Raw genomic sequence first — 21959 nt, 5'->3', positions numbered from 1 at the left:
CCGAGAAAGGAACTGCCGATGCGACGTGGTCACGCCATCACCGCCCTGGCGGCACTGGCTGTCAGCCTCACCGCGTGTGGCAGCGCCCCGACCCCTCCCGGAGGGGCCGCGACGGGCGGCTTGCAGGCGGATCCCGCCGATCTGAGCGGCGCGAACATGATCTTCATCGCGAACACCGACCAGATGGGCTGGTTCGTCACCGACGCCGACGGGCTCCCGCTCTACCGCTACGACAAGGACGTGCAGAAGCCGTCGAAGTCCAATTGCGAGGGTGAGTGCGCGAAGGCCTGGAAGCCGGTGATCGCGGACAAGGCGCCGATGGCGACCGGGGTGGACCCGATCAGCATCGGAACCCTGACCAGGCCGGACGGCACCAAGCAGCTCACCATCGCCGGCTGGCCGCAGTACACCTACGCCGAGGACAAGACGGCAGGTGACATGAAGGGGCAGGGAAAGGGCGGCGTGTGGTTCGTCACCGCCCCCAACGGAGCCAAGATCACCGGCGGGAAAGCCCAGAACAACAGCAAGAGCAGCAGCGCGCCGAGCACGTCCCCCGGCTCGGGCGCGAGCCAGGCACCGCCGTCGGCGCCCGCTTCCGGCACCCCGGGCTACTGAGCCCGCCGCCGGAACCGACGGCCCTGCCCGACCGACCCCCGACCTCCACTGGACAACTGAGGACATCAAGACGATGACCAGAGCCCTCGCCACCGTCTTGGCGATGTTGTTCCTCTTCGCCGGATCCACCCCCGCTGCCCAGGCGCAGCCCGCGGACACCGGTGGAGTGCAGGACACCCCTTCCGGCCCGCTGACCGCGAACGACCGCGAGCTGCTGGTCAAGGTTCGCCAGGCGGGCCTGTGGGAGATGCCGATGGGCGAGCTGACGGCCACCAAGGCGTCGAACGCCAGGGTCAAGCAGATCGGCAAGATGATCATGCTTGACCACATGATGCTGGACGCGGCGACGAAGAAGGCCGCCGCCCAGCTGGGTGTGACCATCCCGGACGTGCCGAGCCCGGCGCAGCAGTCCTGGATGGAGGAGATCAACGCGCTCGAGGGAGACGCCTTCGACCAGGCCTTCGTCGCCCGGCTGCGCGCCGCGCACGGCCAGGTCTTCCTGTTCGTGTCGAAGGTCCGCTCGCAGACCCGCAACGACGTCATCCGGCCGTTCGCCCAGGCCGGCGTCGACGTGGTGATGAAGCACATGACGTTGCTGGAGAGCACCGGGCTGGCCGGGGACTCCGCCTTCGCCGAGCCCGTGCCCGCCGGCGGCATCGTCAACGCGACCCTGGCCTCCGGTGAGGGGCCGAACATGTGGGTGATCCTCACGGTCACCGCGGCGGGAGCCGTTCTCACGGTCCTCCTGCTCCGAGTGCTCCGCCCGCGACGAGCGGTGCGGTGATGTGCGCAAGACCCCTTCTGCGCAACGGGAAACGGAGGTGGTGTTCCAGGTCGGAGGCACTCCAACGCGGACCTGTTCCCACCCGCCCGGCCCTGATGTGTCCACTCCTGCACCGCAGGGCCGGGCGGGTTCCCGCGAGATAGTTCTTGACCGGAGGAAGAGTTGTTGTCGAGCCAGATTCCGCTCCTGGTGGCCCAGGCGTCCGAGTTCGACTCGGGTGTCAAGAAGATGGCCCAGATCTCCGCCAGGCTGGCTTACGTCCTGATGTGCGCCACCCTGTCCTGGGGTGTGCTGATCGCGACCGGGTGGGCCGAGAAGCTCACCGGCCGTGAGGGCCTGAAGAACGGGCACATGGTGCTCGCCTCGCTGGCGATCGCGTTCGGCTCCATCCACGCGTTCGCCTTCACGCTGATCCAGAACGGCACCTTCAGCTTCATCAAGCTCGTCCTGCCGTTCGTCGACGGCGGTCTGTTCCGGCACGCGCTGGGCATCCTCGGCCTGGAGGTCATGCTCGCGATCGCCGCATTGGCCTCCATGCGGCACAAAGTCTTCTACCGCAAGTGGCTGCGGTTCCACCAAACCGCCTACATCGCGGTGGCCATCACCGTGGTCCACTCCTGGTTCGGCGCCATCGCGAACGGCAACCTGTCCGTCCTCTGGCTGGCCGGCCTCACCGTCCTCGTCCCGACCGCGACCCTGGCCCTGGCCCGCTTCCTGCCGCCGGAGGTGCTGGTCCGCATCGGCATGCTCGACCCGGAACGCGGCCAGGAACCCGGCGTCGGCGAGGGCGACGCGATGGACGTGAGCGTCAACAACGAGAAATGCCACCGCTACGGCACCTGCCAGGCGGAGGCACCGGATGTCTTCAAGCTGATCGAGGACAACCGCCTGACCTACAACCGCCGGCCGCCGGAGGAGCACTTCGCCCAGGCTCGGCAGGCAGCCCGCGCGTGCCCCATGCGCGCGATCGAGATCAGGGAGCGAGTGAAGTGAGCGAACGGATCGTGGTCGTCGGCGGCGGACTCGGAGGAGTCCGTTCCGCGGAACGGCTGCGGGAGATGGGTTTCGACGGGCAGATCACGATCCTGTCGGCCGAACGCCACCTGCCGTACCACCGCCCGTGCCTGTCGAAGCAGATCATCACGGGTGAGTGGACCCCGGACGACTCGCTGCTGTCGTTCTCCGGCGACCTCGACGCCGAGTGGCGGCTGAACTCCCCGGCCCTGCACCTGGACCCGAAGACGCAGTCCGTCTGGGTGCCCGGCGGCGAGGAGATCAAGTACGACGGCATGATCATCGCCACCGGCGTCGACGCCAGGGCGATGGGGGGCGCCCCGCGCCACGACCCGCGGGTGCACGTGCTGCGGACGCTGGACGACGCGATCGCGATCCGCAAGAACATCCGGCAGTCGCAGGGCCTCGTCGCCGTCATCGGCGGTGGGTTCATCGGCTGCGAGCTGGCCTGCTCGGTCCGGCACATGGGCCGCGACGTGGCCCTGATCGTCCGCTCGCCCGCACTGCTGGGCGGCGTCGTCGGCGACGCCATCGGCAAGAAGATCACCGAGGCGCACATCGAGCACGGCGTGCGGCTCGCCACCGGCGTCGGCATCAAGCACTGGGTGCGCCAGCCCGGAGGCATCGGCATCCACCTGTCCGACGGCCAGGTCTTCTTCGCCTCCTGCGTGGTCCTGGCCGTCGGCGCCTCGCCGGCCGTCGACTGGCTGCGCGGCTCCGGCCTCGTCATCGAGGACGGCGTGCTGTGCGACGCCACCAACCACGTGGTCGGCGCCGAGAACATCGTGGCCTGCGGCGACGTGGCCCGCTGGCCCAACCTGCGCTTCAACGGCGTCGTGCGCCGGGTCGAGCACTGGCTCAACGCCGTCGAGGGAGGCCGGGCCGCCGCCGAGAACCTGCTGGTGGGCCGGTCGCACGCCAAGCCGTACACGCCGGTGCCGCGGTTCTGGACCGAGCAGTACGGCATGCGCGTCCAAGGCGCCGGCCTGCCCGTCCTGGGTACCGACACGACGGACGTGAACGGCCTGACCGGCTTCATCGCCGACGGCAAGCTCGTCGGCATCGTGGGCCTCGAATCACCCGGCAAGATCATCACCGAGACCCCGGAGCTCTTCCGCCAGAACGTGGTGGACCCGAACCGTCCGGTGTGGACGCAACCGGAGCCCGTCGCCGCCGAGGTGCCGGAGGTGCGGCCCACCACCCAGATCCCGACGCCGGAACCGGTCGCCGCCCGCGCATCATCCGTTCCCCCGTCCGTCTCGTCGTCGATGTCCCCGCCATTGCAGCGGCGGCGGCACTCGCGGTCGAGGCCGGAGATGGTGCGAGTGGGCGGAGGACGCGCGAGGCCCTAACCAGGTCGAGGAGGTTGTGCCTGCCGGCACAGGGCAAGCGGGGACGGCGAACTCCGACGTCGCTCGCGTGGCCAGGTGGCGGACCTATGACGTCACGCGGCGATGCGCTCGTTCCCGCGCCGGCAGGACGAACCTCCTTCTCGCGCGTCACCAGCGGTGTGGCGGCTCGGTGGGCTCCCGAGCCGCCACACCGGTCTGCCGGGAGGTGTGCCGAGGTGCGCAAGCGCGTGCGTCCGGCCGTCGGAGAGCTACGACCTTGTGGCGCAGCCGGGGACGGAGGCCGCGCGACCGTCAGGGGCAGGTGACGACCTGGCCCGCCCACGAGAGCCCGCCGCCGAAGGCGAACAGCAGCACGGGCCGCCCGGACGGCAGCTCCCCGCGCTCCGCCATCTTCGACAGCGCGAGCGGCACCGAAGCCGCGGAGGTGTTGCCGGACTCCACGACGTCGCGCGCGATCACGATGTCGTCGCGCAGGTCGAGCCGGCGGGTCAAGGCCTCGATGATGCGCAGGTTCGCCTGGTGCGTGACCACTCCGGCGAGGTCCGTGGTGGCGATGCCCGCGCGTTCGCAGGCCTGTGCCGCGATGGCGGGCAGTTCGCTGGTGGCCCACCGGAACACCGACTGGCCCTCCTGGCTGAACCGCGGCTGCCACTCGTCCACCAGCCGCACGGCGTTGCTCCGCGACGGGTCTGAGCCCCAGGCCACGGGGCCGACCAGGGCGTTGTCGTCGGCGCTGAGCACCGCGGCGCCGGCGCCGTCGCCGAGCAGGATGCAGGTCGAGCGGTCGGTCCAGTCGGTGAGGTCCGACATCTTCTCGGCGGCGATGACCAGCGCGTGCCGGGTGGCGCCGGCCCGGATGGCGTGGTCGGCGGTGGCGAGGGCGGTGCAGAAGCCGGCGCAGGCGTTGTTGAGGTCGAAGCACACCGCGGCCGGGATCGACAGGCGGGCCGCGACCTGGGCCGCGATCGACGGGCAGCGGTCCACGGCCGAGCAGGTGGCGACGATGACCTGGCCGATGTCGGCCGGGGCCAGGCCGGAGGAGGCGAGGGCCTTGGCGGCGGCCTCGGCGGCCATGTCGGTGACGGACTCGGTGGGGGAGGCGATGCGGCGGGTCGAGATGCCGGTGCGCTGGCGGATCCACTCGTCGTCGGTGTCGACCACCTTCTCCAGGTCGGCGTTGCTCAGCACGCGTTCGGGCTGGTGGTGGCCCAGCGCTGCGAGACGGGATCCGGACACGGTGTGCTCCTTCGGCCAGGCGACGACGCGGCGAATATAGCAACCGATCGGTCGGTAGTTAAAGGAGTCGTACACTGCGTCCGTGAGTCCCCGCCGATCTGCCGCCGATGCCCGTGAGACGCGGCAGCGCATCCTCGACCTCAGCCTCGGGATCGCTTCGGCGGAGGGGCTGGAGGGGCTGACGATCGGCCGGCTCGCGGCCGAGCTGGGGATGAGCAAGGCCGGGCTGCTCGGGCACTTCGGCACCAAGGAGGCGCTCCAGCTCGCGGTGGTCGACGAGGCGGCCGCGGTCTTCCAGCGCGAGGTGCCGGGGCGGGTCAGGCAGGCACCGTCCGGGCTGCGGCACCTGCGGGCGGTCTGCGAGGCGTGGGTGTCGTACCTCGAACGCAACGTGCTGCCCGGCGGGTGCTTCTTCACCGCGGCGACGGCCGAGTTCGACGGGCGGAGGGGGCCGGTGCGGGACGCGCTTGCCGGCATGAACGCGTTGTGGCGCCGGGATCTGCGCATCCACATCCGGCGCGCGGTCAGCTTCGGCGAGCTGCCGCCGGACACCGACGTCGACCAGCTGATCTACGACCTGCTCGGGGTCATGCTGGCGCTCAACCACTTCCTGCAGCTCGAACGGGACCCCGCCGCGCCGCACCGCGCCAGGAGGTCGCTGGACCGGCTGCTCGGCGGGCGCTGAACCCGGCTCCGGGGCGCGAGCGGGAACGGTACCCGTGCGGTGGTTACGATCCGCGGCTGTGGAGTTCCGGGTGCTCGGGCCGGTGGAGTGCCACGCCGACGACGGCGGGCGGCTGGGCCTCGGACCGCCCCAGCAACGGGCCGTGCTCGCGCTGCTGCTCACCCGGCCCGGCCGGGTGGTGCCGGTCGAGCGGCTGATCAGCGCGCTGTGGGACGACGCGCCGCCCAAGACGGCGCTCAAGAACCTCCAGGTCTACGTCTACCAGCTGCGCAAGGTCGTCGGGGCGCGGCTGGTGTCGCGCCCGCCCGGCTACCTCGTGGAGGCCGGTCCCGCCGAGCTGGACCTCGCCCGGTTCACCGAACTGCTCGCCCTCGCCCGCGAGGAACGCAGCCCGCGGCGCTACCGGGAGGCGCTCGCGCTGTGGCGCGGGCCCGCGCTGGCCGATCTCGCGGCGGCCGGGCTGCTGCGCGGGGTCGCCGCCCGGCTGGAGGAGCTGCGGCTGGCCGCGCGCGTCGAGTGCGCCGAGGCGGAGCTGGACCTCGGCCGGCACGCCGGGATCGTCGCGGACCTCGGCGAGTGGGTGCGCGAGCACCCGGTGGACGAACGCCTGCGGGAGCTGCAGATGCTCGCGCTGCGGCGCGCGGGACGGCCCGCCGAGGCGCTGGCGGCCTACCGGGAGTGCCACCGGGTGCTGCGCGACGAGCTGGGCGTCGAGCCGGGGGAGCCGCTGCGCAGGCTCCAGGCGGAGCTCCTGCGCGCCAAACCCGTTGGCGTGTCGGCGATCCGGCAGCTACCGCCGGACGTGGCCGCGTTCTCCGGCCGCGGCAGCGAACTGGAGGTCGTCAAGGCGCGGGTGGCGCGGGACGGTGTCGCGGTGTGCGTGATCACCGGGCAGGCGGGCGTCGGCAAGTCCGCGCTGGCGGTGCGCGCCGCCCACGAGATCGCGCCCCGGTTCCCGGACGGCCGGCTCCACGCCAGCCTCTCCGACGGCGCCGCCGACCGGGTCCTGGGTGAGTTCCTGCGCGCCCTGGGCGAACGTCCCGGCGACGAGGACGCCCTGCGCTACCGCTCGCTCACCGCCTCGCGCAGGTTGCTGGTGGTGCTGGACGACGTCGCGACCGCGGCACAGGTCACGCGGTTGCTGCCCACGGGGCCCGGCTCGGTCGTGCTGATCACGTCACGCCGCCCGCTCGCCGGGGTGCCCGGCGCCTCGCACGTGCGGCTCGGGGCCCTGCCGCCGCAGGAGGCCGGCGCGCTGCTCGAGGCGGTCGCCGGGCAGGTCGACGACGCGGCGGAGCTCGCGCGCCGGTGCGGTGGACTGCCCCTGGCGCTGCGGATCGCGGGCGCCCGGCTCACCACCAGTCCACAGTGGACCGGCTCGCTGCTCGCGTCCCGCCTGGCAGCCGAGGCCCGCCGCCTCGGTGAGCTGGGCCTCGGCGACGTGGCGGTGCGCTCGGCGTTCGAGGTCAGCTACGCCGAACTGAGTTCTCCGGCCGTGGCGGGGGTTTTCCGGTTCCTCGGGCTCCTCGACGGCCCCGACGTCGCGGTCGCGGCGGTACGGGCGCTGACCGGCCTGCCGGACGTCGAGGAGCCGCTCGCCGAGCTGGTCGCCGCCCACCTCGTCGAGGAACCGGTGCCCGGCCGGTTCGCCCTGCACGGCCTGTTGCGCCTCTTCGCGCGGGAACGCTGCCGTGCCGTGGAGTCGTCCGCCGAACGGTCGCTGGCGCTGGAACGCCTGCACGGGCACTACCTGGAGGCCCTGGCCGGCAGCCCGGCCGACGTCTGGCTCGCCGAGGAGCGCGAGAACCTGGTCGCGGCCGCGCACCAGGCCTCGCCGGCCGGCGCGATCGCGTTCGCCGCCGCCCTGTCCGGGTACTTCCGCCGTCGCGGCGAGGTGGCGGACTGGGTCGCGCTCACCACCCTCGCGCTGGAGGCCGCCCGCTCGCTGGGCGACGTGCGCGCGGAAGCGGTGGCGCTGAAGGAGCTCGGGGCGGCCTGCGAGCGCGGGTCGAGGTTCGCCGAGGCCGAGCGGCACTGGACGGCGGCGCTGGCGCTGGCCCGGCGGCTGCACGACCGCCGGCTGGAAGCCGCGACGCTCAACAACCTCGGCGTCGCGCACTGGCGCCGGCGCGACCTGCCGGCGGCGCTCACGTCGCTGGAGGCCTCGCTGTCGGTGCGCGAGGAGCTCGCCGACTCCCGGGGCGCCGCCCACGTGCGCACGAACCTCGGTCTCGTGCGCGCGGCGCTGGGTGACCTCCCCGCCGCCCTGGCCTGCTACCGGGAAGCGCTGACGACGTTGCGCGCGTGCGGCGACCGGTCCGGCGAGCTGCACGCGCTGGTGAACATGGTCGACGCCCACCGCCGGCTCGGATCAGCGGACCGGGCCCTCGGCCTCGCGGAGGAGGCGTTGGGGCTCGCGCGTTCGGTGGGGGACAGGCAGGTCGAGGCGGGCGTGCTGCTCGACCGCGGGATCGTGCACGAGCAGGCCGGACGGCCACACGACGCCAGGGCCTCCTACGGCGAGGCCGCCGCGCTGTCGCGGCGGATCGGGTTCCGGTGGGGCGAGTCGGAGGCGTCGCGCAGGCTGGCCGGCCTGGACGGGTAGCGGTGGGCCACCACCCGACCGGCTGAGGCGGAGATCACGGTTCCGGCGTGCGTGCCGGAGACGATCCTCGGACATGACGGATCGCCGCGGGTGCGGCACCCGCTCCCGCGCGATCCCGGACGGCTGATCAGGGCCGTGGAAGACGCCCGCGGCTCCTCCACGTACTCGGTGCTCGCCGTTTCCGACGGCATGGGAGGAGAAGTGACGTGGACCGTCCCGACGACCGGCTGACCGCCGACTTCTACGACTACGAGGCGCTGCTCGCCGACGACGAGCGCAAGATCCTGCTGGGCGCCCGCGAGTTCATGACCACCGAGATCAAGCCGCTCGTCAACGAGTACTGGGCCAAGGGCGAGTTCCCGCACGAGCTGATCGCGAAGTTCCGCGGCGCCGGCCTCACCGCGCTGCCCTACGAGGGCTACGGCGAGCACCCCGCCGCCGTCAGCAACCTGCTCACCGGCATGCTGGCGATGGAGATGACGCGCACGGACGCGTCGGTCGCGACCTTCTTCGGCGTCCACAACGGACTCGCGATGTACTCGATCCACTCGGGCGGCTCGCCCGAACAGCGCGACCGCTGGCTGCCGGCCATGGCCGCGATGGACAAGATCGGCGCGTTCGCGATGACCGAGCCGCTGGGCGGGTCCGACGTGGCGGGCGGCATGCGCACCACCGCCCGGCGCGAGGGCGACGCGTGGGTGCTGAACGGCGCGAAGAGGTGGATCGGCAACGCCACCTTCGCCGACTACGTGGTCGTGTGGGCCCGCGACCTCGACGACGACCAGGTCAAGGGTTTCGTCGTCGAGAAGGGCACGCCCGGCTTCGCCGCGGAGAAGATCGAGGGCAAGATCGCGTTCCGGATCGTGGAGAACGCCGAGATCACGCTCACCGACGTCCGGGTGCCGGAAGCCGACCGGTTGCAGCGGGTGAACTCGTTCCGCGACGTCGCCGAGATCCTGCGCGCCACCCGCGGCGGGGTCGCCTGGCAGGCGCTCGGCCTGATGATCGGCGCCTACGAGCTCGCCCTCGCCCACGCCGGGCAGCGCGAGCAGTTCGGCCGCCCGATCGCGGGCTTCCAGCTCGTGCAGGACCTGCTGGTGAAGTCGCTCGGCAACATCACCGCCTCCTGGGGCATGCTCGTGCAGCTCGCCCGGCTGCAGGACGCGGGCGTCTTCCGGGACGAGCACTCCTCGCTCGCGAAGGCGTTCGTGACCTCCAGGATGCGCGAGGTCGTCGCCTGGAGCCGGGAGATCTTCGGCGGCAACGGCATCGTGCTCGACCACGGCGTGGCCCGCTTCTTCGCCGACGCCGAGGCGATCTACTCGTTCGAGGGCACGCGGGAGATGAACACGCTGATCGTCGGCAAGGCGATCACCGGGCAGAGCGCGTTCGTGTGAGCCTCACCGCGCGTAGGTGTGGATCTCCGTCGCCTTCAGCGACACCCACAGCGGGTCGCCGGGTCGCAGCCGCAGCTCGGCGACCGTGGCGGTGGTGACGTCGGCGAACACGGCGGGGGAGCCGTCGAGGTCGACGCGGGTGGTGTGGGCGTGCTGCTCGACGCCGGCGACGACGGCCCGCCAGGTGTTGCGCGGGCTTCCGGCGGGCCTCTCGGTGAACAGGCTGACCGCGGACGGCGCGAACACCACGTGCACCGGCCCTCGCGCGGGCTCCGCGACGGTGAGCGTGCCACCGCCGTCGAGCCGCACCTCGGTCCCGTCCGCCACGCCCCGGTAGAAGTTCAGGCCGACGAGGTGGGCCACGTAGTCGGTGCGGGGTTGCCGGACGACCTCGCGCGGCGTGCCCTGCTGCACCACGCGGCCGTTCTCCACGATGACGAGGCGGTCGGCGAGGACCATGGCGTCCAACGGGTCGTGGGTGATCAGGAGCGTGTGACCGGGGTAGTCCCGCAGGTGCCTGCCCAGCTCCGACCTCAGGCGCAGCCGGGTGCTCGCGTCCAGTGCGGCCAGGGGTTCGTCGAGCAGCAGCAGCTCCGGTGAGGTGGCCAGGGCGCGGGCCAGGGCGACGCGCTGGGCCTGGCCGCCGGAGAGCGTGCGGGGCCTGGCCTTCGCGAACTCGGCGAGCCCGACGCGGGTGAGCCACCGCAGGGCGGCGGCATCGGCCTCGGCCTTGCGGGCGCCGCGGGCGCGCAGGCCGAACGCGACGTTGTCGAGCACGCTCATGGTCGCGAAGAGCAGGTAGTCCTGGAAGACCACGCCCACCGGCCGCTTCTCGGTGGGCAGACCGTCCCAGCTCGACCCGTCCGCGGTGACGCGGCTGCCCGGCAGCAGGCCGGCGAGGGCGCGCAACGCGGTGGTCTTGCCGGCGCCGTTGGGACCGAGCAGCGCCACGACCTCGCCCTGCTCGACGACGAGGTCCAGTTCGAGGGTGAAGCCGTCGCGGTGGACCCGGAGCTCCGCCTGCAGGGTCATGCGCGGATCCACCTGTCCCGCAACCCCGCCAGCACGCCGACGGAGACCAGCAGCAGCACGATGCTGAGCACGATCGCGGCATCCGGATCGGTCTCCAGCGCGAGGTAGACGGCCAGCGGCATGGTCGTCGTCTCGCCGGGGAAGTTGCCCGCGAACGTGATCGTCGCGCCGAACTCGCCGAGCGCGCGGGCCCAGCACAGCACGGTTCCCGCGACCACGCCCGGCATGACGCCCGGCAGCGTCACGCGCCGGAACGTGAGCCAGCGCGACGCGCCGAGCGTCGCGGCCGCCTCCTCGTACCGCGGATCGGCGGCCCTGAGCGCGCCCTCGACCGAGATGACCAGGAACGGCATCGCCACGAACGCCTCGGCGAGCACGACTCCCGTCGTGGTGAACGGCAGCGAGATCCCGAACCACTGGTCGAGGTACTGCCCGGCGAGCCCGCGCCGCCCGAGCACCAGCAGCAGCGCGACCCCGCCGACCACCGGCGGCAGGACCAGCGGCACGGTCACCAGGGCGCGGAGCACCCCCCGGCCCGGCAGGTCGCCGCGCGCCAGCAGCCACGCGAGGGGCACGCCGAGCACGAGGCACACGAGCGTCGCGAGCGACGCGCAGACCAGCGAGAGCCGCAGGGCCTGACCCACCTCGGCGCTGAGGAGCTGCGCCGGCAGCGTTCCCCACGGGGCCTCGACGAGCAGGCCGACCAACGGCACGAGCAGGAAGGCCAGTCCCACGACCGCGGGCAGGACGAGGACGACGGGCAGCCTCGACCTCACGGCGCCGCGAACCCGGCCGCGGTCAGGACCTCGCGCCCCTCCGGTGACAGCACGTGGTCGACGAAGGCCTGGGCGGTGGCGGCGTCGGACGCCTTGGCCAGCGGCGCGATGGGGTAGTCGTTGACCGCCTGGGCGGCCTCCGCGAAGTCCAGCCCCTCGACGTCCTTGCCGGACCGCACGTCCGTGCGGTAGACGAGCGCCGCGTCGACCTCGCCCAGCGACACCTTGGCGAGCACGGCTTTCACGTCCTGTTCCACCGTGTCCGGTGCCGCCGTGACCCCGGCGGCCTCGAAGACCTCGGCGGCCGCCGCCCCGCACGGCACCTGCTCCGCGCACAGCGCGATCTTCAGGCCGGCCCTGCCGAAGTCCCCGATCCCGGTGATCCCGGCGGGGTTTCCCTTGGGCACGGCGATCTGCAACGTGTTCCGCGCGAACGTCACCGGCGCCGCCGTGACCGCTCCGGTGCCGGTCACCTGTTCCATGTTCGCCGGAGCCGCGGACGCGAACACGTCGGCGGGCGCGCCCTGGTTGATCTGCCGCGCGAGCGCCGAGCTGCCGGCGAAGCTGAACACGACCTCGATCCTGGGGTTCGCCGCCTCGAACCGCTCACCGAGCGTCGTGAACGCCTCGGTGAGCGACGCCGCCGCGAACACCGTGATCTTCGTGGGGCCGGTGGCCGCCGGAGATCCGCAACCGGCCAGCAGCAGCGCGGCCACCGCGAGTGCGCGCCTCACCTCAGGCCTCCGGGATCTCGACGACGACGTGGGTGGACTTGATGGAGGCGACGGCGACGCTGCCCACCTCCAGCCCGAGCTCGTCCGCGGCCTCGCGGCTCATCAGCGACGTGACGCGGAACGGCCCGGCCTGCATGTCGACCTGCGCCATCACGCCGTCCTTGAGGACGCGGGTGACGATGCCCCTCATCCGGTTGCGCGCGGAAGCCGCCACCGTCGCACCGTGCTCGGCCGTCTCGGTCATCTTCTGGGCGAACGCGGCCAGCTCGGTCCCGCTGACGCCCTTGCGCCCGTTGTCGAGCACGACGGGCTCCAGGCGCCCCTGGTCGATCCACCGGCGCAGGGTGTCGTCGCTCACCCCGAGCAGCGCGGCGGCCTCGCTGATCCGCAAATTCGGCACGCGGAGGAGTCTATGTCCGCTTCTGCGGCACGCTCAACCATGTTCGTCCGACGTCTGCGGTCCAGCGAGTCTTCGTGTGCACCGCCACCCGAGTACCGTCGGCTTGAAGAGTTCTTCAAGTCGACAGGGCGTGATGCCGTGAACGAGTTCCGGGACAACCTCCTCGCCCGCATCGAGCAGGCGGAGGAAGCCGTGCGCCAGGCCGTCGAGCGGCAGGACACCTACACCGCCGAGGTGCACGGCGCCGACCTCGCCAACCTGCGGCGGCTCGCCGCGGAACACGGGGTGGGCTGACCGTTGCCCGTCGCGCTGCACCAGGCCAAGGCCGAGTTCTTCCGGATGCTCGGGCACCCGGTGCGCATCCGGGTGCTGGAGCTGCTGCAGGACGGGCCGATGGCCGTGCGCGAGCTGCTCGCCGAGATCGAGGTGGAGGCCTCGAACCTCTCGGCGCAGCTCGCCGTGCTGCGCAGGGCGGGGATCGTCACCGCGACCCGCGAGGGCTCGACCGTGGTGTACGCCCTCGCGGGTGCCGACGTGGCCGACCTGCTCAGAGCGGCCAGGTGCATCCTGACCGAGCTGCTGGCCGGGCAGAACGAGCTGTTGGCGCAGCTCCGCGAAGAAGCAGCCGTGCGCTAGGAATGCCCGGCGATGCGGTGCGGCTCGTAGGCCGACTCGAGGAGCCGCACCTCGTCGTCGGTCAGCTCCAGGTCGAAGACCCGCACCGCGTCGTCGAGCTGCGCGGGCTTGGTCACGCCGATGATCGGCGCCGTCACGACGGGGTTGCGCAGCAGCCACGCGAGCGCGACCTGGGCGCGTGACACGCCACGGGCGGAGGCCACCGCGGCTACCTGCTCGACGATCGCGCGGTCGGAGTCGACGTACAGGGACGCCCCGAACTCGTCGGTCTCCGTGCGGGCGGTCGTCGCGTCCCAGTCGCGGGTCAGGCGGCCGCGCGCCAGCGGGCTCCACGGGATCACGGCGATGCCCTGGTCCGCGCACAGTGGCAGCATCTCGCGCTCCTCCTCGCGGTAGAGGAGGTTGTAGTGGTTCTGCATGGACACGAACCGCGTCCAGCCGTTCTGGCGCTGGGTGAACAACGCCTTCGCGAACTGCCACGCGTACATCGACGAGGCGCCGAGGTAGCGCGCCTTGCCGGACTTGACGACGTCGTGCAGCGCTTCCAGGGTCTCCTCGAGCGGAACGGAGCCGTCGAAGCGGTGGATCTGGTAGAGGTCCACGTAGTCGGTGCCCAGCCGGCGCAACGAGTTGTCGATCTCGGCGAAGATGGCCTTGCGGGACAGCCCGGCGCCGTTGCGGCCGGGGCTCATGCGACCGTGGACCTTGGTGGCGAGCACGATCTCGTCGCGCCGGGCGAAGTCGCGCAGGGCGCGGCCGGTGATCTCCTCCGACGACCCCGCGGAGTAGACGTTCGCCGTGTCGAAGAAGTTGATGCCGGCCTCGATCGCGGCCTTGATGAACGGCCGCGACTCCTCCTCCGGCAACGACCACGGGTGGTTGCCCCGCGACGGGTCGCCGTAGCTCATCATGCCGAGACAGATCTCGGACACGTCCATGCCGGCGAGCTTGGTGTAGCGCATGGTCAGCCCCTCAGGAGAACGATGATCACGGTCGGGTGACGGTGACGACAACCCGTTCAACATCAACGTAGTCCGGCTCGCCGGATCGTGCCCCTCTTCGACACGACAGTGGCATCCGCGCTCGTGCACCTGATCAGCGGGTTTAGCGTCGTTCCCGAGGTCTGGGAGGACTGCATGACGAGCATCGACGTGACCGCGCCGCCGAGGGACGTGCCGGAGCGGACCCGTGCCGCGGTCGAGCCGCCGCTGCGCGCCGTGCTGGCCGGCCTGCCGGACAGCACCCGCGAGGTGGCCGAGTACGGCCTCGCGGGACACGACCTCACCACGGCCGCGCTCACGCTGCTCTGCGCCGAGGCGATCGGCGACGCCGCCGACGCGGTGCGGGTCGCCGTCGCGCTGGAGCTCGCGCACCTGCACGAACACCTCCACGCCGACCTCATGGCCCGCGCGGTCAGCAGGAACCACCGGCCGAGCGCGTGGGTCGAGTTCGGCGACGAGAGGGCGGTCGGCACGGCCGAGGAGCTCCTCTCCCTCGCCTTCACGCTGCTCACCAAGCCGGAGGTGGTGGCCCTCAACACCGCTTTGCTGTCCGTTGTGGACGGTTACGTCCAGGAGCTCGACATGGACGAGCGCGACGACGTCGACCTGGCGGAGCACCTGGGCGTCGCGGCGGCGAAGCACAGCGCGCTGACGGCGACGGCGTGCGAGCTCGGCGCGCTGGCCGCGGGCGCGACCCGTGCGCAGGCCGACGACTTCAGGGAGTTCGGCGACGACATCGGCCTGGCGCGCAAGCACGTGGACGACGTGCTGGCCATCTGGGGCGGTGCCGTCGTCAGCGGCAGGCCGCTCTACGACGACCTCGCGCACCGCCGCCGCACCCTCCCGGTCGCGGCGGCGATCAACGCCGGCACGGACGTCTACGCGGGCGACGCGTCACCCCGTGAACGGGCGGCGCTCGTCGAGCGGGCCGGCGGGCGGAGGTGGTGCGAGCAGCAGGCGGAGCTGCTGCTCGCCCGCGCCCTCGGCCACCTGCGGCGGGCGGCGCCGGGGGCGGCTGACGAGCTGGCCGGGTTCGCGAGGAGCGTCACGACCGCCCGGTGTGCGCCGCAGCCCGTGTTGCAGCCCGCCGTGCAGCCCGTGCCGCAGCTTGTGTCGCGGTCCGCCGCGCAGCCTGTCCCGCAGTCCGCCACCCAGCTTGCGACGCAGCAGCTTGTCCCGCAGCCCGCCACGCAGCCCGTGCCGCAGCCCGTTGTGCCCGCTCAGCCGAAGGCAGAGCCCCAGACCGAGCTGACCTTGTTCTGAGCGGCGAGCGCGAGTCCGCTCCTCGCGCACCGCGGCGCCCGCGGCATCGGCCCGCTGTCCACCGGAACTCCACCCGCCGGGCCGACCCTCGGCCCGAGCCCGCTTCCTGCTCGATACAGAGACCTGGGCCACCCTCGGTTGCACGTCCAATAGTAGGAAGTCAAACTATTCCCATGACGCTGTCCTCTTCTGGGTCGACGCCCGGCACGCTGCACCGACCGGTGAACCCGGTCCGCTTCGTGACCGCGTCCAGCCTGTTCGACGGCCACGACGCGGCGATCAACATCATGCGGCGCATCCTGCAGTCGCAGGGCGCGGAGGTCATCCACCTCGGTCACAACCGGTCGGTGGCGGAGGTCGTCGGCGCGGCGATCCAGGAGGACGTGCAGGGCATCGCCATCAGCGCCTACCAGGGCGGGCACGTCGAGTACTTCTCGTACCTGGTCGAGCTGCTGAACGAACGCGGAGCCGGGCACATCAGGGTCTACGGCGGCGGTGGCGGTGTCATCGTCCCCGAGGAGATCGAGCTGCTGCACTCGCGCGGGGTCGCGCGGATCTTCTCGCCGCAGGACGGCCAGCGGCTCGGCCTGGCCAGGATGATCAACCTGATGATCGAGGAGTGCGACCACGCGCTCACGGAGCCGTTCAGCCACGACGCCCTGCTGACGGGGGCGGACGAGGCTTTGGCGCGCGCGATCACGCACATCGAGGCCGGGACCGCGGAACCGCTGCACACCGCCCGCAAGGTGCCCGTCCTGGGCATCACCGGCACCGGTGGCTCGGGCAAGTCGTCGCTCACCGACGAGCTGGTGCGCCGCTTCCGGCTGGACCAGCAGGACAAGCTGCGCATCGCCGTGCTCGCCGTCGACCCGACGCGCCGCCGTGGTGGTGGCGCGCTGCTGGGTGACCGCATCCGGATGAACTGCCTCGACGGCGACCGCGTGTTCTTCCGGTCGCTGGCCACGCGCCGTGCGGGCAGTGAGATCCCGGACGGCCTGGAGCAGGCCATCGTGGCGTGCAAGGCGTCTGGCGCGGACCTGGTCATCGTCGAGACGCCCGGTATCGGTCAGGGCGACGCGGCGATCGTGCCGTTCGTCGACTTCTCGCTGTACGTGATGACGCCGGAGTTCGGCGCCGCGTCGCAGCTCGAGAAGATCGACATGCTCGACTACGCCGACGCGGTGGCGATCAACAAGTTCGAGCGGCGCGGTGCCGAGGACGCGCGCCGGGACGTGGCGCGGCAGTTGGTCCGCAACCGCGAGGCGTTCGGTGCCAAGTGGGAGGACATGCCGGTCTTCGGCACGTCCGCCGCGACGTTCAACGACGACGGTGTGACCGCGCTCTACCAGTTCCTGCGGGACGGCCTGAAGGAACACGGCCTGCACGTGGAAGAAGGTTCTCTCGCCACCGTCCACGGCAAGACGTCGACGAGTGCGTCCACGGTCGTGCCGGCCGCTCGGGCGCGCTACCTCAGCGACATCTCCGACACCATCAGGAACTACCACCGCAAGACCGAGGAGCAGGTCGCGGCGGTCCGCGCGCACACCCACCTCACCGCCGCGCAGAAGGCCCTCGAAGCGGCCGGCAAGGCCGTCGCGGACGTCGCCGAGCTCGCGGACGAGGCCGGGCGCGCGATCGACCGCGACACCGCCGGCCTGCTGGCCGGCTGGGAGTCCACCCGCGAGCAGTACTCCGGTGACGAGCTCGTGTTCAAGGTGCGGGACAAGGAGATCCGCACCAGGCTGACGCGGGAGACGTTGTCCGGCAACCAGGTCCGCCGGGTGAGCCTGCCGCGCCACGACGACGAGGGCTCGCTGCTGCGGTTCCTGCGCAAGGAGAACCTGCCGGGTTTCTTCCCGTACACCGCGGGTGTGTTCCCGTTCAAGCGCGAGGGTGAGGACCCGGCGCGCATGTTCGCGGGGGAGGGCGACGCCTTCCGCACCAACCGCCGGTTCAAGTACCTGTCGAGCGGCAACCCGGCCACGCGCCTGTCGACCGCGTTCGACTCGGTGACGCTCTACGGCCGTGACCCGGACACCCCGCCGGACGTCTACGGCAAGATCGGCACCTCCGGTGTCTCCATCGCGTCGCTCGACGACATGAAGGCGCTCTACGACGGCTTCGACCTCGTCGCGCCCACCACCTCGGTGTCGATGACGATCAACGGCCCGGCGCCGACGATCCTCGCCTACTTCCTGAACACCGTGATCGACCAGCAGGTCGAGAAGTTCAGGGCCGCCGAGGGCCGCGAGCCCGGTGCGGAGGAGTACGCGGAGCTCAGGGCGTTCGCGCTGGCCAACGTCCGCGGCACGGTCCAGGCCGACATCCTCAAGGAGGACCAGGGCCAGAACACCTGCATCTTCTCCACGGAGTTCTCGCTGCGCATGATGGCGGACATCCAGGAGTGGTTCATCCAGCAGCAGGTGCGCAACTTCTACTCGGTGTCGATCTCCGGCTACCACATCGCCGAGGCCGGTGCGAACCCGATCAGCCAGCTCGCCTTCACGCTCGCCAACGGCTTCACCTACGTCGAGTCGTACCTGGCGCGCGGCATGCACATCGACGACTTCGCGCCGAACCTGAGCTTCTTCTTCTCCAACGGCATGGACGCCGAGTACAGCGTGATCGGCCGCGTGGCGCGCCGGATCTGGGCGGTGGCCATGCGCGAGCGCTACGGCGCCTCCGAGCGTTCGCAGAAGTTCAAGTACCACGTGCAGACGTCGGGCCGTTCGCTGCACGCGCAGGAGATGGACTTCAACGACATCCGCACCACGCTGCAGGCTCTCTGCGCTCTGTACGACAACTGCAACTCCCTGCACACCAACGCTTACGATGAGGCGATCACCACTCCCACGGAGTCGTCCGTCCGCCGCGCGATGGCCATTCAGATGATCATCAACAAGGAGTGGGGCCTGTCCGCGAACGAGAACCCGCTGCAGGGCTCGTTCGTCATCGACGAGCTGACCGACCTCGTCGAAGAGGCCGTGCTGATGGAGTTCGACCGCATCTCCGAGCGCGGTGGCGTGCTCGGCGCGATGGAGACCGGCTACCAGCGCGGCCGCATCCAGGACGAGTCGATGCTCTACGAGCAGCGCAAGCACGACGGCTCGCTGCCGTTGATCGGCGTCAACACCTTCCTGCCGGAGAGCGGCGAGCGCGAGGTCGTGAAGATCGAACTCGCGCGCGCCACCGAGGAGGAGAAGGAGTCGCAGGTCGAGCGGACCCGCGCGTTCCAGGCCGCACACCGCGACGAGGCCCAGAAGGCGCTGGCCCGCCTGCGCGAGGTGGCGCAGACGAACGAGAACGTGTTCGCCGTGCTGATGGACGCCGCCCGCGTCTGCACGCTCGGTCAGATCACCGAGGCGTTCTTCGAGGTGGGCGGGCAGTACCGCCGCAACATCTAGACCGCGTAGGGCCGGCCGACGATCCACCCGCCCACGTGGCCGGGGAGCTCGTCGGTCGGCACCACCTCCACCGCGTCGCCCACGTGCACCACACCCGGCCGGAGCACCCAGCTGTCGAGGCACAGCACGCCACCGAACTCGCGCCGGATCCGGCGGTGCACGTCGAGGTCCTGCGCACCGGTGTCGGGGTCGATCGTCGTCACGACGCACCGCGCCCGCTTCCGGTACATGCCGATCACCACGTCGCCGGCCACCAGGGCGTGCCCCGGCCAGGTGTCCTCCTCGCCGGGCTCGACGCCGCCGATCAGGATGTTGGGCCGCAGCCGCCGCACGTCGACGCCGGCCGCCCGCACCTGGCCGTCGGTGGCGACGAGGACGTTGAGCACGTCGAAGCGCTCCGGCCCGGCGTAGCGGGTCAGCTTGCCGCCGTGCGGGAGCACGCGCTCGTGCGCCTGCCGGCTGTCCCACGGGTGACCGTCCACCAACGGCCCGTCGGGTCCCGTCGAGGCCGGAATGGTGAGCAGCCCGTACCGCGTGCGACCGGTCAGGACACCGTGCGGTCCCTGGACGTGCACCAGCCGGTCGCCCTCCACTCCGTCGTTCGTGAACGTGGCGGACTCCAGCGGCTCGCCGCCCAGCGACTTCACCGGGTAGCGCCACAGCGCTTCGACGTGCATGGTCACTCCGTCGGCAGGTCGTGGGTGGAAGCGGGATCGATGCGCCGGTCGGCCTCGGCGATCTTCACGTCGTTGATGCTCGCCTCGCGTCGAGACATCAGGCCGGACTCGGCGAACTCCCAGTTCTCGTTGCCGTAGCTGCGCCACCACTGGCCCTCGTCGTCGTGCCACTCGTACTGGAAGCGCACGGCGATGCGGTTGCCGCCGAAGGCCCACAACGACTTGCGCAGCACGTACTCGTGCTCGCGCGCCCACTTGCGGGTCAGGAAGGCGACGATCTCGTCAGTGCCGCGGACGAACTCCGACCTGTTGCGCCACACCGAGTCGGGTGTGTAGGCGGCGGCGACGCGCCGCGGGTCCCTGGTGTTCCAGGCGTCCTGGGCGGCTCGCACCTTCAGCTTGGCGCTGTCGGCGTCGAACGGGGGCAGGAGGGTCACAGCCGATCCTTCCAACGGTTGCATGACGCCACAAACGTTAGAACGGATGTCTAACGGATGCAAGCATGTGTTACCGTTAGACGTGCTGACGCCCGACGAGCCCCGTCCGGTCCTGCTGATGAACACCGTCTGGGCCAACCGGTCGCAGGTGCACGACGACCTGACCACGGTCGGTGGCCTCCGCGACTTCCTGGGTGTGCCGGTCGGCGAGGACGACCTCCTGGCGTTCCGCGCGTTGCGGCAGGCGCTGCGCGATCTCGCCGGCGTGCTCACCGAGGACACGCGTGCGGTCGCGCGTGATCGTGACCTGGACCGGGCCGTGGCCGAGGTGAACCGTGCGGCGAAGAGCGCCCGCACGTGGCCGCAGCTGACCGTGCGCGACGGGCAACTGGTGCGGCACAAGGAAAGCGAGGGATCGCCCGCCGACCGCGAACGCGCCTCGATCGCCGCGGAGGCCGTGGAGCTGTTCACCGGTGAGGCCCGCGTCCTGTTGCGCGCCTGTTATGCGCCGGGTTGCGTGCTGTACTTCGTGAAGGACCACCCGCGTCGGGAATGGTGTTCTCCGTCGTGCGGGAACAGGGTCCGCGCGGCCCGCCACTACCGGCGCAACCGGGGTGAATCGCCTGGTCCGAACGGGTTTTCCTGATCGCCGGGCCTACACGTGAACCGCCGGGGACCCGATAACCCGGGAACAAGGCGCATTTTTCGTGTGGTGGTGATCCGCGATGTCCCGAGAATCCGTGCCAGGTCACGACATCAGCTATCACCTCGTCTGCTTCGACGAGACCGGCGACGAGCGAGGGCGCGACAGCGCGGACGTCGTGAGCGACGCCCGCGCCGGCGTCACCGACGTGTTCTTCTTCATCCACGGGTGGAACGGCGACGTGCCCGCTGCCCGGCGGCAGTACGGGCAGTGGGTCAGGACGATGGCCGACTGCCGCGCCGAACGCGCGGTGGCGCACCGGCTTCCCGGCGGGTTCACGCCGTTGCTCGTCGGCCTGCACTGGCCGTCGAAGGCGTGGGGCGACGAGGACGTCCGCAGCGAGGAGTTCGTCAAGGCGCAGGCCCTGCGCCTCGGCGGCGGTGCGGGCCGCACCGCCGCGGTGCGCACGATCGTCCAAGCCGCGCAACGCCATCCGTGCCGGATGTCGGCCGCGGTCAAGGAGGCCTACGACTACCTGGAGAGCTCGGTTCCCGACCTGCCGGGCGAGGACCGGATGGCGTTCGACGCCGAGCAGCTCTACCGGGCGTGCCTGGAGGACCCGGCGCTGGGCGGGATCCTGTCGCCGCTGCGGATCCTCACGTTCTGGAAGATGAAGCGCCGCGCCAGGGTGTTCGGCGAGAGCGGCGCGGCCAGGATCGCCCGCGACGTCGCCCAGGCCGCCCCGGCGGCGCGCATCCACCTGGTGGGCCACAGCTTCGGCTGCATCACCGCCACCGCCGTGGCGAACGTGGTGCCCGCCGCGTCGCTGACGCTGGTGCAGGGCGCGATGTCGCTGTGGTCGTTCGCCGAACGGCTTCCCGGCGAACCGGGTTCCGGTCACTTCCGCGGTGTGCTCGGCCGCGTGCCGGGGCCGATCATCGTCACGACCTCGCGGCACGACCACGCGATCGGCCGGTTCTACCCGCTGGCCGCGCGCTCGGGCCGGCAGGTCGACCTGGACGAGTACCCGAAGTACGGCGCCATCGGCTCGCACGGTGTGCAGGGCACCTATGCGCACGGGCACCAGGTCGGCTCTCCCGGCGACCTGGTCAGGGGGCAGGTGCACAACGTCGACTGCTCGTCGGTGATCCGCCGGATCGACGGGATCGCGGGCGCGCACAACGACATCTGCCACCCGGAGCTGGCCAGGCTGCTGTGGAGGGTGGTGCTCTCGAGGTGACGGCGTCCATGTGGTGCCGTGCCCGTCC

22 protein-coding genes are annotated in these 21959 nt (G+C 71.5%); 14 read left to right on the top strand and 8 right to left on the bottom strand.

Annotated elements, in window-relative coordinates:
• Positions 1–18: 18 nt before the first annotated feature.
• The 4 genes from BMW88_RS26020 (at position 19) to BMW88_RS26005 (ending at position 3765) form a co-directional block, all read left to right on the top strand.
• Positions 19–615: a hypothetical protein gene (locus tag BMW88_RS26020; protein WP_089955048.1), complete on the top strand. Its 597-nt coding sequence runs from the start codon at positions 19–21 to the stop codon at positions 613–615.
• A 73-nt stretch (positions 616–688) separates the two neighbouring features.
• Complete coding sequence (locus BMW88_RS26015; protein ID WP_089955045.1) at positions 689–1399, top strand: DUF4142 domain-containing protein; 711 nt, start codon at positions 689–691, stop codon at positions 1397–1399.
• A 165-nt stretch (positions 1400–1564) separates the two neighbouring features.
• Complete coding sequence (locus BMW88_RS26010) at positions 1565–2392, top strand: 4Fe-4S domain-containing protein (RefSeq protein WP_089955043.1); 828 nt, start codon at positions 1565–1567, stop codon at positions 2390–2392.
• Positions 2389–3765, top strand: a complete 1377-nt coding sequence (locus BMW88_RS26005; protein WP_177221319.1) for an NAD(P)/FAD-dependent oxidoreductase — start codon at positions 2389–2391, stop codon at positions 3763–3765. The genes BMW88_RS26010 and BMW88_RS26005 overlap by 4 nt, the downstream gene beginning before the upstream one ends.
• Positions 3766–4056: 291 nt before the next feature.
• On the opposite strand, the gene BMW88_RS26000 is transcribed toward BMW88_RS26005, so the two are convergent.
• Positions 4057–5001 (bottom strand): beta-ketoacyl-ACP synthase III, encoded by a 945-nt coding sequence (locus BMW88_RS26000; RefSeq protein WP_089955037.1) that lies wholly within the window; start codon positions 4999–5001, stop codon positions 4057–4059.
• Positions 5002–5083: 82 nt separating this feature from the next.
• On the opposite strand from BMW88_RS26000, the gene BMW88_RS25995 reads away from it, so the two are divergent.
• Genes BMW88_RS25995 through BMW88_RS25980 form a run of 4 tightly spaced genes read left to right on the top strand, consistent with a single transcriptional unit; the run spans position 5084 to position 9688 of the window.
• Entirely contained in the window at positions 5084–5686 is a 603-nt protein-coding gene (locus BMW88_RS25995) for a TetR/AcrR family transcriptional regulator (RefSeq protein WP_089955034.1), read from the top strand.
• Between the two features lie 58 nt (positions 5687–5744).
• Positions 5745–8291, top strand: a complete 2547-nt coding sequence (locus BMW88_RS25990; RefSeq protein ID WP_177221318.1) for an AfsR/SARP family transcriptional regulator — start codon at positions 5745–5747, stop codon at positions 8289–8291.
• Between the two features lie 51 nt (positions 8292–8342).
• A complete protein-coding gene (locus tag BMW88_RS25985; protein ID WP_089955029.1) occupies positions 8343–8522 on the top strand; it encodes a hypothetical protein in 180 nt (59 codons plus the stop codon).
• On the top strand, positions 8519–9688 hold the full coding sequence (locus BMW88_RS25980; RefSeq protein WP_089955317.1) for an acyl-CoA dehydrogenase family protein: 1170 nt from the start codon (positions 8519–8521) through the stop codon (positions 9686–9688). The genes BMW88_RS25985 and BMW88_RS25980 overlap by 4 nt, the downstream gene beginning before the upstream one ends.
• A gap of 3 nt (positions 9689–9691) precedes the next feature.
• On the opposite strand, the gene BMW88_RS25975 is transcribed toward BMW88_RS25980, so the two are convergent.
• Genes BMW88_RS25975 through BMW88_RS25960 form a run of 4 tightly spaced genes read right to left on the bottom strand, consistent with a single transcriptional unit; the run spans position 9692 to position 12630 of the window.
• Positions 9692–10720 carry a sulfate/molybdate ABC transporter ATP-binding protein gene (locus tag BMW88_RS25975; RefSeq protein WP_089955027.1) on the bottom strand — a complete coding sequence of 343 codons (1029 nt, stop codon included), beginning with the start codon at positions 10718–10720 and terminating at the stop codon, positions 9692–9694.
• Complete coding sequence (gene modB, locus BMW88_RS25970) at positions 10717–11496, bottom strand: molybdate ABC transporter permease subunit (protein ID WP_089955024.1); 780 nt, start codon at positions 11494–11496, stop codon at positions 10717–10719. Before modB ends, BMW88_RS25975 begins: the two co-directional genes overlap by 4 nt.
• Complete coding sequence (modA, locus tag BMW88_RS25965; RefSeq protein ID WP_089955022.1) at positions 11493–12230, bottom strand: molybdate ABC transporter substrate-binding protein; 738 nt, start codon at positions 12228–12230, stop codon at positions 11493–11495. Before modA ends, modB begins: the two co-directional genes overlap by 4 nt.
• A 1-nt stretch (position 12231) precedes the next feature.
• Entirely contained in the window at positions 12232–12630 is a 399-nt protein-coding gene (locus BMW88_RS25960) for a TOBE domain-containing protein (RefSeq protein WP_089955019.1), read from the bottom strand.
• A gap of 138 nt (positions 12631–12768) precedes the next feature.
• Here BMW88_RS25960 and BMW88_RS42120 point away from each other — a divergent pair, with 138 nt between their 5' ends.
• The gene (locus BMW88_RS42120; protein WP_177221314.1) at positions 12769–12924 is read left to right on the top strand and encodes a hypothetical protein; all 156 of its coding nucleotides are present in this window, start codon (positions 12769–12771) and stop codon (positions 12922–12924) included.
• Between the two features lie 3 nt (positions 12925–12927).
• Positions 12928–13266, top strand: a complete 339-nt coding sequence (locus BMW88_RS25955; protein ID WP_089955016.1) for an ArsR/SmtB family transcription factor — start codon at positions 12928–12930, stop codon at positions 13264–13266.
• Here BMW88_RS25955 and BMW88_RS25950 read toward each other — a convergent pair.
• Positions 13263–14228, bottom strand: coding sequence for an aldo/keto reductase (locus BMW88_RS25950; RefSeq protein ID WP_089955014.1), 966 nt, complete (start codon positions 14226–14228; stop codon positions 13263–13265). The two genes, BMW88_RS25955 and BMW88_RS25950, sit on opposite strands and share 4 nt — an antisense overlap.
• A 174-nt stretch (positions 14229–14402) precedes the next feature.
• Between BMW88_RS25950 and BMW88_RS25945 the strand changes: the two genes are divergently transcribed.
• Both BMW88_RS25945 and icmF read left to right on the top strand, forming a co-directional pair.
• Positions 14403–15530, top strand: coding sequence for a polyprenyl synthetase family protein (locus BMW88_RS25945; protein ID WP_143116244.1), 1128 nt, complete (start codon positions 14403–14405; stop codon positions 15528–15530).
• A gap of 173 nt (positions 15531–15703) precedes the next feature.
• Positions 15704–18934 carry a fused isobutyryl-CoA mutase/GTPase IcmF gene (gene icmF, locus BMW88_RS25940; RefSeq protein WP_089955010.1) on the top strand — a complete coding sequence of 1077 codons (3231 nt, stop codon included), beginning with the start codon at positions 15704–15706 and terminating at the stop codon, positions 18932–18934.
• On the opposite strand, the gene BMW88_RS25935 is transcribed toward icmF, so the two are convergent.
• A complete protein-coding gene (locus BMW88_RS25935) occupies positions 18931–19611 on the bottom strand; it encodes an MOSC domain-containing protein (RefSeq protein WP_089955008.1) in 681 nt (226 codons plus the stop codon). The genes icmF and BMW88_RS25935 overlap by 4 nt on opposite strands.
• A gap of 2 nt (positions 19612–19613) precedes the next feature.
• A complete protein-coding gene (locus BMW88_RS25930) occupies positions 19614–20048 on the bottom strand; it encodes a nuclear transport factor 2 family protein (protein WP_425434687.1) in 435 nt (144 codons plus the stop codon).
• An 82-nt stretch (positions 20049–20130) separates the two neighbouring features.
• Here BMW88_RS25930 and BMW88_RS43470 point away from each other — a divergent pair, with 82 nt between their 5' ends.
• Both BMW88_RS43470 and BMW88_RS25920 read left to right on the top strand, forming a co-directional pair.
• Positions 20131–20694: a CGNR zinc finger domain-containing protein gene (locus BMW88_RS43470; protein WP_245778053.1), complete on the top strand. Its 564-nt coding sequence runs from the start codon at positions 20131–20133 to the stop codon at positions 20692–20694.
• Between the two features lie 79 nt (positions 20695–20773).
• Entirely contained in the window at positions 20774–21931 is a 1158-nt protein-coding gene (locus BMW88_RS25920; protein ID WP_089955002.1) for an alpha/beta fold hydrolase, read from the top strand.
• The last annotated feature ends 28 nt before the right edge of the window (positions 21932–21959 follow it).

Source organism: Lentzea xinjiangensis (genome assembly GCF_900110955.1).
GTDB classification, from domain to species: domain Bacteria; phylum Actinomycetota; class Actinomycetes; order Mycobacteriales; family Pseudonocardiaceae; genus Lentzea; species Lentzea xinjiangensis.
The sequence above is the reverse complement of the archived record's forward strand: the minus strand, read 5'-3'. Positions and strand labels throughout refer to the sequence as shown.

Bases quoted from the DNA above. Each gene is read 5' to 3' on its own strand.
- BMW88_RS26020 (WP_089955048.1), top strand. From the start codon at position 19: ATGCGACGTGGTCACGCCATCACCGCCCTGGCGGCACTGGCTGTCAGC.
- BMW88_RS26015 (WP_089955045.1), top strand. From the start codon at position 689: ATGACCAGAGCCCTCGCCACCGTCTTGGCGATGTTGTTCCTCTTCGCC.
- BMW88_RS25975 (WP_089955027.1), bottom strand. From the start codon at position 10,720: ATGACCCTGCAGGCGGAGCTCCGGGTCCACCGCGACGGCTTCACCCTC.
- BMW88_RS25950 (WP_089955014.1), bottom strand. From the start codon at position 14,228: ATGCGCTACACCAAGCTCGCCGGCATGGACGTGTCCGAGATCTGTCTC.
- BMW88_RS25945 (WP_143116244.1), top strand. From the start codon at position 14,403: ATGACGAGCATCGACGTGACCGCGCCGCCGAGGGACGTGCCGGAGCGG.
- icmF (WP_089955010.1), top strand. From the start codon at position 15,704: ATGACGCTGTCCTCTTCTGGGTCGACGCCCGGCACGCTGCACCGACCG.
- BMW88_RS25935 (WP_089955008.1), bottom strand. From the start codon at position 19,611: ATGCACGTCGAAGCGCTGTGGCGCTACCCGGTGAAGTCGCTGGGCGGC.
- BMW88_RS25920 (WP_089955002.1), top strand. From the start codon at position 20,774: ATGTCCCGAGAATCCGTGCCAGGTCACGACATCAGCTATCACCTCGTC.